Source organism: Rhodanobacter sp. A1T4, assembly GCF_014207185.1.
Classification (GTDB): Bacteria; Pseudomonadota; Gammaproteobacteria; order Xanthomonadales; family Rhodanobacteraceae; genus Rhodanobacter.
Map to the genome: position 1 here is coordinate 1 of NZ_JACHCP010000005.1, position 14222 is coordinate 14222.

The 14222-nt window shown below is 56.0% G+C and carries 12 protein-coding genes; all 12 read right to left on the minus strand.

What is annotated here, in order from left to right:
- Nucleotides 1-632 precede the first annotated feature (632 nt).
- The 12 genes from HDE80_RS10950 to HDE80_RS11005 all read right to left on the minus strand — a co-directional run bounded on the left by HDE80_RS10950 (nucleotide 633) and on the right by HDE80_RS11005 (nucleotide 13958).
- Nucleotides 633-1262, minus strand: a complete 630-nt coding sequence (locus HDE80_RS10950) for a hypothetical protein (protein ID WP_184670798.1) — start codon at nucleotides 1260-1262, stop codon at nucleotides 633-635.
- Between the two features lie 63 nt (nucleotides 1263-1325).
- On the minus strand, nucleotides 1326-1565 hold the full coding sequence (locus tag HDE80_RS10955) for a hypothetical protein (RefSeq protein ID WP_184670800.1): 240 nt from the start codon (nucleotides 1563-1565) through the stop codon (nucleotides 1326-1328).
- Nucleotides 1566-1629: 64 nt separating this feature from the next.
- Nucleotides 1630-2052: a hypothetical protein gene (locus HDE80_RS10960; protein ID WP_184670801.1), complete on the minus strand. Its 423-nt coding sequence runs from the start codon at nucleotides 2050-2052 to the stop codon at nucleotides 1630-1632.
- 54 nt (nucleotides 2053-2106) lie between these two features.
- On the minus strand, nucleotides 2107-2568 hold the full coding sequence (locus tag HDE80_RS10965; protein WP_184670803.1) for a hypothetical protein: 462 nt from the start codon (nucleotides 2566-2568) through the stop codon (nucleotides 2107-2109).
- A 60-nt stretch (nucleotides 2569-2628) separates the two neighbouring features.
- The gene (locus HDE80_RS10970) at nucleotides 2629-3306 is read right to left on the minus strand and encodes a hypothetical protein (RefSeq protein ID WP_184670805.1); all 678 of its coding nucleotides are present in this window, start codon (nucleotides 3304-3306) and stop codon (nucleotides 2629-2631) included.
- Nucleotides 3307-3652: 346 nt separating this feature from the next.
- Nucleotides 3653-4837, minus strand: coding sequence for an MFS transporter (locus tag HDE80_RS10975; RefSeq protein WP_184670807.1), 1185 nt, complete (start codon nucleotides 4835-4837; stop codon nucleotides 3653-3655).
- Nucleotides 4837-6528 carry a CocE/NonD family hydrolase gene (locus tag HDE80_RS10980; protein WP_221437535.1) on the minus strand — a complete coding sequence of 564 codons (1692 nt, stop codon included), beginning with the start codon at nucleotides 6526-6528 and terminating at the stop codon, nucleotides 4837-4839. Before HDE80_RS10980 ends, HDE80_RS10975 begins: the two co-directional genes overlap by 1 nt.
- A gap of 129 nt (nucleotides 6529-6657) precedes the next feature.
- On the minus strand, nucleotides 6658-8271 hold the full coding sequence (locus tag HDE80_RS10985; protein WP_184670811.1) for an FGGY-family carbohydrate kinase: 1614 nt from the start codon (nucleotides 8269-8271) through the stop codon (nucleotides 6658-6660).
- Entirely contained in the window at nucleotides 8258-9757 is a 1500-nt protein-coding gene (locus HDE80_RS10990) for an aminotransferase class III-fold pyridoxal phosphate-dependent enzyme (RefSeq protein ID WP_184670813.1), read from the minus strand. The genes HDE80_RS10985 and HDE80_RS10990 overlap by 14 nt, the downstream gene beginning before the upstream one ends.
- The gene (locus HDE80_RS10995; RefSeq protein ID WP_184670815.1) at nucleotides 9757-10605 is read right to left on the minus strand and encodes an SDR family oxidoreductase; all 849 of its coding nucleotides are present in this window, start codon (nucleotides 10603-10605) and stop codon (nucleotides 9757-9759) included. Before HDE80_RS10995 ends, HDE80_RS10990 begins: the two co-directional genes overlap by 1 nt.
- Before the next feature lie 2 nt (nucleotides 10606-10607).
- The gene (locus HDE80_RS11000; protein WP_184670817.1) at nucleotides 10608-11267 is read right to left on the minus strand and encodes a class II aldolase/adducin family protein; all 660 of its coding nucleotides are present in this window, start codon (nucleotides 11265-11267) and stop codon (nucleotides 10608-10610) included.
- 174 nt (nucleotides 11268-11441) lie between these two features.
- Nucleotides 11442-13958 (minus strand): TonB-dependent receptor, encoded by a 2517-nt coding sequence (locus HDE80_RS11005; RefSeq protein ID WP_255483703.1) that lies wholly within the window; start codon nucleotides 13956-13958, stop codon nucleotides 11442-11444.
- Between the last annotated feature and the right edge of the window lie 264 nt (nucleotides 13959-14222).

Here is a 14222-nt window from a genome sequence, read left to right on the forward strand (position 1 = left end):
AATTGACTGGCTGCAGGCGCCGAGAGCAAGTGTGGATGCCACAAGTAAGCCCGTCAGTTTCATGCGACCCCTAACGCTTGAGTTAAGCGGCGGCGCAGCCGTCCGCCTTGAACGAGATGTTAGGCCTGAGTCGCTGCACGAATTGCAATGGCCTTGGCCGTAAACCCCCAACGGACCAAGGGAGAGCCTCGATCCGAAAAACTAAGCATATAGCCGGTATGCGAGCGTTTTACAAACGCCTCCACGACAGAGCCGGATGCGGGATTGGATAGCTCAGGGCGTGCGACCCAGTTTGAGTTCACAGAATCCCATTCCATGGCCCATGCGGAGTGGGGCGAGGTGAAGCTCATGATGTGAGAACCCTCCGCGCCGGCAAGGACAACGCTAGAAAAAGCTAGCTCCAAACACTGCGAATCACGCAGTACGACATGGAACGTGCTACGTAGTGAGCGAATGGCTTCCAGCAGTACGTCGGAAACTTCCATATGAGGCCTAACGCTGGAGCTAAGCGGCGGCGAAGCCCGTCCGCCTTGAACGATTTGTTAGGTGATTGCGGCGCACTACGATGGAGCGATGAACTACTTGGCAAACGAGGATCCGCTCCATCGATTGGTTAGCTCCTAAGCGCGTCACTAATGTCGCTGGACTATCCAGGACGCAATCGCTGCAACTCCCACCAAGGCCAGACCAATACATATGATCCAGATTGCACCTTGCGACTCCACCGCAGCGCGCTGTTGATCGGCTAGCTTCTCGGCGCTCTCGGTTCGTGACACTTGAGTGTCCTGAATTCTAGCAACAAGGTCATCAAAATCCTGCAGCAACCCGCTGAGCTTTAGCCGACGGCCACCCCGTAAGTAGACGATCAATTCACGGGCGCGCCCTTCGAGTACGTTAGTGTCGATGATATCTGTGAGTGGAATAACTCGCTCGTTAAGAAGAAAGCGTACATCCAATGATTTGGCTCCGAGGATTACGCGGTAACGCATAAAGAATATTGACGCAACAACAGCGGCTGTGGAGAACGAAGCAAAGAACGCATCGAACCACAGAGGTGCAGCGCTGCCTTCGACGCCAGGAATAAATGGCACCCCGAGAAAACCGACCCCAATGACTGCCATTAGATAGGCGAGCGGTAACGGGAGACAGTAGATGTCCTTGTCGACTAGATGCTTATGACGAGATCGTGCTGATACGGCCAACACCACAGACAGGGCGAGCGGTACTACTACGGACGTAGGCAATAGGAAGACGTGGCTCATAGGCTTGGAACACCTAACGCTTGAGTTGAGCGGCGGCGAAGCCCGTCCGCCTTGAACGAATGGTTAGGCCGAGCTGCCATGTTGACCCTGCTCTGAGAAGAAAGACAAATCCTTTTCTACTTGCTCCGGAAGACATGCCGGAGACGAAAACGCTCGCCAAAGTGACTCAAGGCGCATCAGTGAATCGATGCGCTGAACACCGGAAATTTCCGCAACTGAGAGCGGCCGGAGTAGCTTTGCCTGAGCGGCATTAATGACTTCCGAGTGCATGAGCGGCAACGCTTCTTGGTACTTGCTGGTCATAGGCCTAACGCTGGAGTTAAGCGGCGGCGAAGCCGTCCGCCTTGAACGAACTGTTAGGCAAACTTTAGAAGCCAAGCTCATGGCCGGTCCATTTCTGTGTGACATCAGAAACCCCTGTGCCACGTCCTACCGCTGTAACTGTCACAGAAAAGCACGACGCACTATCTGCGTCGGCCGGAATTAAGATCCCTATGACGTTGTTCCATCGCCGCAAGTCAACTGCTGCAGCGCCCAGTCTTGGTGCTGCCTCGAAATCATTTCGGGTGGGCATTTCGTAACCCATACGGATGTTATACAGCTCCGGAATGTTCGCAAGCTGCGATATCCGACTGCACGCTACCGTTATGGTCAATTTATCGATCTGCCCTAACCGCTCGACATCGCGGCTTGGAAACTTTATGAAGCGAACTTCCGCCTGTGTGGCAGATGCAGAGGTGGAAATGATGAAGGTCGCAAGCAACGCTACTTTTTGGAAGAGTGTCTTCATGAGGCCTAACGCTGGAGTTAAGCGGCGGCGAAGCCGTCCGCCTTGAACGAGATGTTAGACGGCATCGGGACCCCACGCATTGACTTCCGGTGCAGCCAGTTTTGAGATGGTGGTGCCCATGATGTACCCACGAAGCAACTTTTTCTCGAAAGGTAGGTAAAGCGCAACAGTAAGCCCACGCTTGTGCTCGAAGAGCACCTTGATGGCCTTGGTGGGACGCTGCCCCTCGAAGGTGACTGTGGCATTCTCCGCAACTCCGATTGCTTGGAGAGAAAGCTCGCGTGCCTGTTGACGAAGGCCATTGTGAAGTATCGGAAGGATCTCACCGGAATTTGTGAGGTCGCTCTCGGCGACAGCACCAACCAATTTGATGTCGCCGTCGTCTGTAAGAACTGCAGCGTGAGGCAAGAAATTTCCTTGGTCACGAAGAAACGCTTCAGAGAGTTCGAAGAGCTGATTCGCGACAACAGCAATGTCTGGCTTTAACTCGGCGTAAAGTGTGTCGGTGGAGTTCATTGTTCTGCCGTGTAACGCTGGAGTTGAGCGGCGGCGGAGCCGTCCGCCTCGAACGAACTGTTAGAGCCCTGCCGTTTGCACATACGAAGCAGCGCGCTTGCCGATAGTGGTTATAACGAAAGCTGCCTCAGATGTTCCCATGAGCTGAACGCGGCGAATCGTATTGAGGGATTCTAGTACCTCCAACTCTTGGTCCACCGTTAGTGTTCCAGACCAGAACTGGGGCCCGCCTCGTAAGGCTGCAATGATGTCACTGAGCCAGATTGCTGTGGCTGTTTGCTCCAATGACCCAGTGCTAATTTTCTTCTCAATCGGAGTGACACGTGCCACTACCGCAAGCAGTTTGATTTGGGTCGTAGAGAGCCTGGACAAGTGTTCCACGACTGACAGCTTGTTGGGGTCGCTGGAGTGTTCTTTGTTGCCACAAGCTGCAACCACCCGACCAATTGACTCAACTTTTTCTGGATCTGGTTCGTAGGAAATTTTGTCTGACATGATCTTGAAGGTGGCTAGCGCCTCCTCCGAGTCAAACCAAGCCTTATCTATGCGACTTTCGCCAGCGGATTCAATTTGCGATGAGATAGCTGCAATTGCTGCCTCCAGATTTTTGACGCGAATCGCATCCGCTTTGTCGAAGACCAAGTGATCGAGCGCGCCGCCGACGAATGGAACACAAGATACAGCTGCGCGAATCCATGCAACTCCTTCTGGCGCGTAGCGAGACAGATCTTTGATCATAAGGGCTCTAACTACCTAATAGACGGACCCGTGGGTCCGGTTATACATCCCTGATTACGTTCCGAAGTCCCGACGCAACACCCTGATTCCTCTAGAGCTTATCCATGCTGGACCCGGCTAACAACCGGACGTATAACCAGACCCACGCGGCTGGCGCTATCGCGTAATCTCACTTCCTTTCGAACACACTGAGCAACCGTCGGCGGTCCACTTTGGGTGGCGGTCTCAACCGGTCGATGCAACACACTGACGACTGCTTAGGCAGCAGAAGTTGCAGATGACGTGCAGTCCCAGCCCAATCATACGTGCGGGGCGTGTTTACGGGCTAGGCAGCAATAAAGCCTCGCTACGTGAGCGATTCCTGACGGTAGCGAAGGCCCAGCATGACGGCGATCAATTGAATCGCCAATGTTGCGATCAATATCTCGCAGCCGAGCTCCCACCGACCCGAATTTGCGACGGTAGATAAAGCCTGGATGATCACCACGGCTCCGGCATTACCGGCAAGCCAGAAGATACTCACAGCCGTACCTGCATGGATGTCGCCTGCCGTCTCGGCGATCACCTGGATGAGTAGTGGTAGCGGCGATAGCAGCATCATGCCAAGTGCCGTGCCAGCGATGCACAGCACAATGATCGAACTGCTTGCGAACAGCACAAAGGTGGTTGCGGCCGCTGTCAATGTAGCGGCGATCAAGATGCCTCGCAGGGTAACGCCGCGTCTAACGAGAGCTGGCGAAATGACCATGCCGACGACACCGCCAACTAGCATCAGCAAGGCGACGATACCGGTCGTCTGCGGGCTGACGTGGTGCCGCGAAAGAATTGGTTCGAGCCAGGTGGATATCGCAGCAAAATAGCCATTGGCAAGAAAGATGATGATCAAGATCGCCACAAATGGCGCAGTCCTCAACATCTTGATGGCCTGTGTCCACCAGACTCGCGTCGAACTCCCCGTTGGCGTCATCACGATATGAGCGGGATCATTCGGCACACATACAAACGTCAGCAGCGCCACGCCGATCATTACCGCCAGATCAATGAACAGCGAAAGATGCACGCTATGTCCCGCACTCATGGGTACAAGCACAAAAGCTATGCCAACACCTACAAAGATCGCCATGCTGGAGAGCTCTGTAACCTTGATGTGTTCGTTCTTCGGAAACCATACAACAGCCAGTCGAGCGACCAGCGACATGGTGAGTGGCTGCACCATGGCAAAGACAATTTGACCTGCCAGAAGAAAGACATAGCTTGGTGCCAATACTCGCAATAATGCCGACAGCACCATACTTACGGTCATGATGCGTAACGAAGCACGTATCGAGATACGGTCGATAAGCGCACCGGTGGGCAGTGCTAGCGGCATGAACAGCAAAGCAAAGACCAGCGACAACGTACCGACTTGACTGGGCGTGACAGCGTAGTCGGTAACAACCTGATCTGTGATCGGCGCGAAACGCAACCATTCGAGCTGCATTACCGCCTGCAGAACGATATATATCGCGAGAACGCGGTAACGAATCGGCATCATGGATATTCCGTGGGCGTCACTTCGCCCATGTCCGTGGTCAACTTGCGATACACCGGCAAGATCAAGGCAGCAGGGTGTTCGGGATCGTGGAAAATCTGCTGGTGAGCGACATGCAGCGTCGTCGCTGTTGCCAGTGGCTCACCGCTGCCCGTGTTGCGACTGAAGCGAGGATGCGACCCGCTCGAGACCTGCAGTCTCAGCCGATGCCCTTTGGCGAATAAGCACGCGGTGGGCCACAGATCGGTGCGTACACGGATGATGCCGTCACGTCCCGCCGTGATGTTCTCCGGCGATAGCCGCAACAAGCCATCGCAAATATTGGTCGATACGCCGTTCGGAGCGACATCGCATAACCGGGTAAAGAAATCCGTGTACTCGCAACTGGAACGCACATAGAGAACGACACTGACCAGACCGATGACCGGCAAATCGCGATCCAGCGGAGCACTCGTATAGCTGACAACATCTGGACGTGCTTCCAGCGCACGGTTATCGCGAGGCCCAGCGGCTGCACCGAGCATTACACCGCCTATGGTCGGCGTGGGATCGGCTGGGTTATAGGTGTACGCGTCGGGAGGAGAAGTAGTCGGCAAGTCGCGCGCCAGCTCTCTCCCAGACTGCAAGAACCAAATTTCAGGGCTCGCCGGTGGTGGCCAGTCCGGAAAGTCGATCCAGGTGTCGGCGCCCAGCATGTAAACCCGCACCGGCGATGCATTCGGCGGAGAGGGAGCATCGCGCAGATGCGTATCGAACCAGTCTACGGTTTGTCTGACGCCCAGCTCCACGGTTTGCGGGCTGTCATGGGTTCCCGGGCCGATGATCAATTGCGGCCGATGGCCAGCTTTACGTAGCGTCACGTAGTCGGCTAGCTGCGCGGGGAGAAAGATGTCGTACCACGTAGCCAACAGACTGGTCGGAATCGTCATTGATACAAGACGGCGACTTTGATTGACCTGACTCCAGAAGCCATCTCCTGGCCGATCATGTACGAGCCAGTCCTGGTAGTACGAGACGCGGTGTCCCACCAACACCTTGTCGATTTCATTCAAAGGCAAATGGGCCAAGGCCTGTTCCAGTGTTTTGACTTGGCGTCGCTCACTGAGCACAAAGCGCCACCAAGATGATTCCTGATGATGCAGGGAATGCATCCAGCTGGCCGCGGTCCACAACCCGAATGATTCACCGCTATAAAAAAGCGGCCGCCAATCAGTAGCGGTAATTAAAGGCACCATGGCTTTGATCCACGGTGGTGCATCGGCGGCAACAGCCCATTGGGTATAGCCAAAATAGCTGCCACCGAAGAGACCCACCTTGCCCGTAAACCACGACTGTTGCTCCAACCAACGCAGCGTAGCCAATCCGTCCACAGCCTCATGTCGTAATGGATCGAAAGCTCCGCCAGAGCCAAACGTGCCACGCACGCTCTGTACCACCACTTGATAGCCAAGTCCGGCAAGCATGCGCCACAACAGTGAGCTCTCTCTGCCTCGACCGTAAGGCGTACGGGTCAGCACGATCGGTGCATCCGTTATCCCGCTCGGAAAATAACGATCGGTAAGCAAGATCGCGCCATCGGGCATCACCACCTTCAAGTCGCAATCCATCTTGATGTGACGGTAGCGCGCCGCTGGCAATTTCATCTTGCGCGCCAACAGCCGACTGGCAAGGTTTAGAAAGGAAGAAAGCACTGCCGCTCCTGGTGACATACAGAATTTCTGTCTAATGCGTTGCGGTGGTTCGCGAGGAACCTGATTTGGTTCGTTGCGAACGCTGTCTTACCTGGTTCCAACGACCAAAACGCGCTCGTTGCCGCTCGGCTAGCGATCACGATGGAGGCACTTGTGTATGGGCTTGTTTCTTTTATAGATCTGCGTGAACGCCTTGAACATGTCGTCGTAGCGCTGCCGCAGAAGCGGGTTGGGTATGAACGTTTCAGCAATTTCCACGGCACCGGCCACCTCCGACCATTGCAGGTGGCCGGTGCCGATCGCCCCAAGAATGCCTGCACCCCGGAGATTCGCCACCACAGGGTCGCGGACCTGGGCAATGGGGCGATCAAAGATGTCCGCAACAATCTGGCACCACAGCGGCGAAATCGCTCCACCGCCGATAAAACGGATGGGGGCCATCGCTCCGCGCGGTCGCAGTCCCTTCGACAAGCCCTCGACGGCTTCGGCCATCCAGCGACAGTTGAAGACCACACCTTCGATCACACTGCGCACCAAGTCCGCGCGCCGGCTAGTCAAAGACAGGTTGTGCCAACCGCCGCGTATCGTGCTGTCTTCGATCGGGGTACGTTCTCCATTAAGCCATGGAGTGAAAATCACACCGTTACTGCCTGGCGGAGCCGACATGCCTACCGCATTGAGCCGGGCCAAGGCATCGTCCGAGCGCTCCGCAGTAGCGAACTCATCGCTATCGAATATCACATTGTCGAGCAGCCATTCGACAGTTTTGCCAGCCGATTCCTGGATCGCGGCTACCCAGTATTGATGCGGGACCGCTGACGGCAGCGCAAATACTGTGCGTGAGAGATCGGCGCGCTTATGCCGCATATGGCACGAATACCAGGCCGACGTACCTATGTAGAGATGATGGTGATACTCATCGACCGCCCCAGAACCAATACCGGCCGCCACCGTGTCACCAACGCCAGCGATAACGGCGATATCCAGGGTGTCGGGCAATCCCAACTCAACCTTCGCTGTGCTGGTCATGAGGCCAACAATCGACGCGGAAGGTACGATCTCGGGCAGTTTGGCGTGGTCGAGACCCGTTATTGAAAGCAGTCGTTTGTCATAGTGAATTTTCGTGAGATCGCGATTATCAGTGCACCACCGCGCAACAATGGTGTCATATGACGCCACGGCGCGTCCGCTCATGCACAGCGTCAAATATTCGGGTACGTCGAGAAACCAGCGTGTCGCGGCATAAATATCCGGCTGTTCGGTGCGTATCCAGTTGATGTGCCCGACCGGATCTTTGCCATCGGCCGAAGGGGCGCCGCCGGTCCGGCGCAGCCAAGTAACCAGTTTGCGCGCGCTATACGGCGTGCCGGGGATACGATCCCAACCGCCTACGATATGGCGAGCATGCCGGCTGCCACGTTGATCGAGCCAACTATGTGCATGCCGCAGTGGCTTGCCGGAAGCATCAACGGCAACCGTACAACCCCATTGCGCGCCAGCGCAGGCCGCCGTGATCGTATCGAGCGGCACAAGGCGTCGTGCCAGCAATCGGCAACTGGCACGGCAGATCGCCTGCCACCAGGCATTGGGATCCTGCTCCGCCAACCCACCGTCACCGAGGATCAAATCGACAGGTTCTTTTTCAAAACCGACGACATGGCCGGTAGTGGTGACCAGGCCAACCTTCGCACCGCTGGTGCCTAGATCGATCGCCAGGATGTGGCGGGGGTCAGCTGATGGCACCTTCAACCCCTCGAAACACGCGCTCGAAGCGGCTCAGTGCATCGTCAACTACATCGTCGGTGTCCGCTAGCGACGTATACAGGCGACTTCCCGCCAAAGTAATGATGCCTTCAGCGGTGAATGCGGCGCCGAAATCCTCCAGGCCTTCCTTGCGATGTGGGACTTGCTTGATCGCACCTGGCTCGCGCACATCGAGCTGCAGCACGCCGGTGGTATGCAAGTGCACAATAGCGCCCAGGTTGTAAGTCACGAAGGGCAGTTGGTATTTGTCGATGAGGACCTGCAGGCCGGCGCTAAGACGATCACCAGCACGGCCAGCCACGGCCGGCGCTTGCGTACGCTCGATCTCGAGCAGGCTCCAGTAGCCGGCCGCGCAACTCAGCGGGTTGGCGGATAGCGTGCCGCCAATCATCGCGCGTCGCCCGCTGCCGCCAATGCCCGCCGCGAACACGCTCATGACATCCGCGCGACCACCGACACCGCCCGCTGCCGGAAAACCGCCAGCTACGCACTTGCCGAAGATAGTCAAATCGGGCTTGAGCCCAAAAAAACCCTGGGCACCACCTAGTCCGGCACGGAAGCCGGTCACCACCTCATCGAAAATCAGCAGTGCATCGAACTCATCGCACAAGGCGCGAACCTGATGGTTATAGTCGATGTGCACCGGGTGAACACCGCTCTCGGGACCAAACGGTTCCACGATGACCGCCGCCGTGCCACCACGCTCACGATTGGTCTGCAACACCTTGCGCAAGGCATCAATATCATTTGGCCAGACTTCCGAGGTGTTACTGAGCGCACCTTCCGGGATGCCTGCCGCATCGAGCAAGCCGGTGCCAGGCAGTCGCATGCCGAACACCATTTGGTCACTCCAGCCATGGTAGCCGCCGCCGATTTTGACGATCTGCGCATGACCGGTGAATACGCGCGCAGCTCGAATGGCTGCCATGACACTTTCGGTGCCGCTGCCGAGCATACGGAACAGCTCGATCGAGGGCATGAAGTCGTGAATCAGACTGGCCAGCTTGAGTTCGTACCCGTGAAACAAGCCGGTCACCGGCCCACATTCGCGCAGTAGCGTTATGACCTTCGACAGCACCGGCTCATAATTGCTTCCCAGAATGGTTGGTCCACCTGCCTGGATAAAATCAATATAGCGGTTGCCATCGGCATCCCATAAATGGGCACCGTTTGCGCGCACGATATCGAGCGGAAATGGCTTGTTGAACGCGAGATTGTGCTGCACACCGCCAGGAATACGCTGCTTGGCTTCCTCGGCGCGTCGTTTGGAAATCCCGCAATGCTGCTCGAACCAACGCCCGACTTGGGCATTATGCTGTTCGGTCAATTTGGGCATCGGTCCGGTAGCGAGGCGCTTACTTGCGCGCTCGACCGCATTGATGTCTGGCCAATGGCTGATGCCAGAGGGATGTGGGGCCTGGTTGATACCAGCTGGAAAATCATTCGTACTGGAGTGAGTGTTCATCAATGCTTTCCTGTGGCAGGAAGATGGAGAATTTCGCGAATCGTGGGTCCGAGATCGGCAAGTCCCGCAGCCTCCTGCAGGCTCACCGCAAACTCCACATCCGCGCCAACTAATTGGCGAAAGGGCGTCTCGGGATCGATTACCGCGCGCCGAATCGCATCGACGACAGCTTGCGGGTCGGCACGGGAGCCGCCGGTTAATTGCGCCGCCGCGTTCCAGAAACGCTGGTATTCGCCCCATAGGGGATGCGCGGCGTTAAAGTCAGCTGCGACGGGGGCGTTGTTGACGAATCCAGTCTCGAATGCGCCTGGTTCGATTAGCAGTACTCGGATCGACGTGGCTGCCAACTCGAACCGCAGCGCCTGTGATATCGCCTCGACCGCGTGCTTGCTTGCGCTATAAGCGCCTTCGTAAGGAACGCCGGTAAGACCCGACAGCGACGAGAGGTTGATGATCGTGCCCGCATTGCGCGCACGCATATGCGGAACCACTGTGCGAACCATGCGCATGATGCCGGTGACGTTGGTATCGAATTGACGATGGATTTCCTCATCCGACAACGTCTCAATCGGTCCACGCTGGGCGTAGCCTGCATTGTTTACGAGTACATCGATTTTGCCGCCGAGTTCGAGGACTTCGGCGACGCACCGTCGCACCGACATTGGATCGGTGACATCCAGCGTATGAGTCGTCAGCGCCAGGCGTTCGCTGATGGCAATCTTGGTCAATGCCTGACCCCGTACAAGATTGCGCATGGTGGCAAAAACCCGCTCTCCGCGTCGTGCGAGGTCGAGCGCCGAGAGATAGCCGAAGCCGCTGCTGCAACCTGTGATGAGGATGTTAGCCATCATCAGTTCGCTTGCTGAGGGCCTGACGCGTAGCGATCACTGCGATACATACGCATAACGTCGGTCAGTTCTTCAGGCGTCAATACGCGCGGCTGGCCGAGCGGAATGCAGGCGCGATAGACATCGCACAACCACTCCAACAACTCGAGCCGCTCGCACGCTTGGGCCATCGTGTTGCCGTAGGCGATGGAGCCGTGATTAGCCATCAGTGCCGCCGATGTGCCCTTGGCAAGCGCGGTCACCACGTTCTCAGCCAGCTGCTTTGACCCATATGTGGCGTACTTCGCCACATGCACCGCACCGCCCAAATACAAGTTTGTGTAGTGAATCGGTGGCAGCACCGAGCACGTACATGACACTGCAGTGGATCCGACGGCATGGGTATGCGTGATCGCACACGCTTCGGGGCTGTGTTGGTAGATCGCTAGGTGAAGTTGTACTTCAGACGTCGGCTTGCGTTGGCCCGTAAGCCAGTTGCCGTCCATATCGATAACGGCGAGATCCTCTGGTTGTACCGCGTCAAGCGCCATACCCGATGGGGTGACCACGACACGATCACCTTCGCGCACCGACAGATTGCCGGAGGAGCCGATGATCAGTCCATTCGCTGCTAGTCGTTTTCCAGCAGCGATGACTTCATTGCGAGCTGTTTCGAGTTCCATAAAACCTTCATCCATTGGATTTGAATCAAGCATCAAACAACACCAAACGACTGCTCTTCATGTAGCTAGCCAACACCTTGTTCCACCACTGATGTCTCACATGGTCGACCGATACGAACGGCGCTTGTACGCGTTCTATACATCGCGTTGTTGAGCCTCATTGAGAGTCCATACTTAGAAAGACGCACGAAACTCCACTCCCCACATTCGTGGCGGATTGATGTTGGCGATGGGCGTACCGAAGATGCTCGTCGAGACATTGCTGATGCGCATGACATAGCGTTTATCCAGTACGTTGTTGGCGAACAACGAAATGCCATAGCGACCGTCATGCGAGTTCCAACCCAGATGTAGATCTGTGCGCGATTGCGGGCCGCCAACGTTGAAGGTGGCACCCTCCAGGCAATAACCCTGCAGGTCAGAATTTCCGTTGCAACGGGTTCGCGTTCGGTACGATTGCGACAGTGAAAAATCGACATCGCCGTTTTCAATCAATGCTGGCCAAACGTAGTCGAAGCCGCCTGCCAGCGACCAGAGCGGCTCACCGGAGGGTTCGCCGGCCAAATTGAGGCCTTCGGGAGTTATGAATTTTGAGTAAGTGCTATCGATATAGGCGGCTGTCAAATTTACAGTCAGCGCATCGATGGGCTGCCATTTTGCTTCGAGGTCTACACCGACGGCTTGCTGATTACTGGAGCTGACCGTATAGATCGGTACGCTGGACGTGCTGGAGGCCGCGACTAGGTTGATCGCCTGCAAATTGCTGTACAGATAACGATAGACCGAAGCATTCAATACCAAATGGTCGTCGGGGATTGTCGTCTTTAGGCCGGCTTCGTAGTTCCAGATCTTTTCAGGCTTGAACTCGCCACCGATCTGTTCCGCATCGAAGCCACCGGATTTGTAGCCTTTAGTGACCGAAACGTAGCCCATGACATCCGGACTAAATTTGTAGTCGAGCACAGCACGCGGACTGAAATCATTCCACGAGTTGCTCATGGTGATAGCCTGCCCGACGTTATTGGGAAAGACGATGTTTTGCTGCAGAAACGCCGCTGGTATGCCTGCGGCGTTGAAGAAGCCCAGTGCGTTCAGCGCGGAAATGGTGCTATCGAGCGCCGTAGCCGTGCGAGGCGGGTTGTACCAGGTGAACTGCTTATCATCCCGGGTGAAGCGCAGACCCGTCGTAAGATTAAGATTGTCATTCAAATGCCAGATGACATCGCCGAAGGCCGCATAGGACTGATATTTGCCACGGTCATCGAGCGACTCCTCCCACGGGTCTCCCAACAGACTGTAGGGCAGGCCATTCTGTGCCAGGGCCTGACTCAAATATCCGAACAAGGTGCCATCCGGCGTGGGTATGGCGCCGGCGTTGCGCAACAGCGTATCGACACTATTGGTGTTGAGGTCGACGATGTTGTCCTGTCGGGCGCGCTCGCGGTAATAGCTGGCGCCCGCTACCCAGTCCATCAAGTCATTTTCACCGGAAAACCGGAACTCCTGATACAGACTCGTATTACTTTCGGCGTTGGCGGTCGAAAGGTAGGTGTCAATATTGTCGGTGCCATCGTTATCTTCGCGATTGAACGAAGTGAAATGACGAAATGCCGTAGTCGAGACCAGGCTACCCCATGGAAAGGAGTGATCGATCGATAGCGTTACGCCGTCGAAGAGACGCGATTCTTCAGCACCGACATCGTCGTTGTATAGAGGCGATTTGGTCGGATCAAGATACGTACCCGGCTCTGGCGGAAACGGTGGCCGCGTTCCATTGGGAACCAGCGGAGCCAGTCCGAAATAGGCTACCGGAGGCTGATTGAGTTTTTCATGGTCCCATGACAACAACATGCGCGTATCGGGCGTAATGTTCCAACGGTAGACCATGCGGCTGCCCCAGTCGTCGTTCTTACCATAGTGCTGACCAGTGGCTTGGTCCTTGATCCAACCATCGCTCTGGTTGTCCAACACACTTACGCGTAACGCCATGTCTTTGTTGATGGGGATGTTGAGCAGCGCATTCTCATAATGCTCGCCGTAGTTGCCGATACGTGCGACCACCTTGCCTTCGAACTTGTCGCTCGGTTCATTGGTAACGATCGAAATTGCACCGCCCGCCGCGTTTCGGCCGAACAACGTACCCTGCGGGCCTTTCAGAACTTCAATGCGCTTGATGTCGTTGAATGCCAACAAGGCACCGCCCGAGCGCGCTGCGTAAACCCCGTCGATATAGACCCCAACGGCCGAATCGGTACCGACGCCAAAATCATCCGTGGTAATGCCACGCATCGTGTAAGTGGGTTGAGTCGGCTGTGAACCGTCGACGACCAAGCCTGGAATAAACTGCGACATGCGGCTTAGGTCTGTTGCCGCCAGCGTATCAATCTGTTTGGCGGTGACAATTTGCAACGAAATCGGGACCGCTTGCACTTCCTGGCTGCGGCTTTGTGCGGTGACCGTGACCGAGTTCAGCTGCTTCACCGGTTTGGCATTCTTGTCCGATTCTTGTGGCGTAGATGCCGTCTGATCGATAGCAGTACTTTTCCCCGAGTCAGTGGATAAATTGTCGACCGCAAATGCAACGGATGACCAAGGCATACCGAGAGCGCTTCCGAGCAAAATGCAATTCACAGTTGAACTCAAAACTTTCTTGCGCAAAGACATGGCTTCCCCCCGTCCCGCCGACAGCAATGCTGTGGCTCAGTGTCTTGATCGGTGCTGATCCTTGCAGCGGTGATGTTCGCCTTCACGATCACGCCGTTTCCTTTTTCACTGCCGTAAAGACGTCATGGCATTGCGTTGAATTTATAGTCGCCATTCTCTCGTTCGTGTTAGGACAAAACGCGTCGAATCACTCATCGCACGAAGCTTCGCTCGGTTACCATGACTTGCATCAAAGTGCTGCCCAAATTAGCCTGTACCAATGGATTTGCTCGATGCATCGTGTTCTTCGCC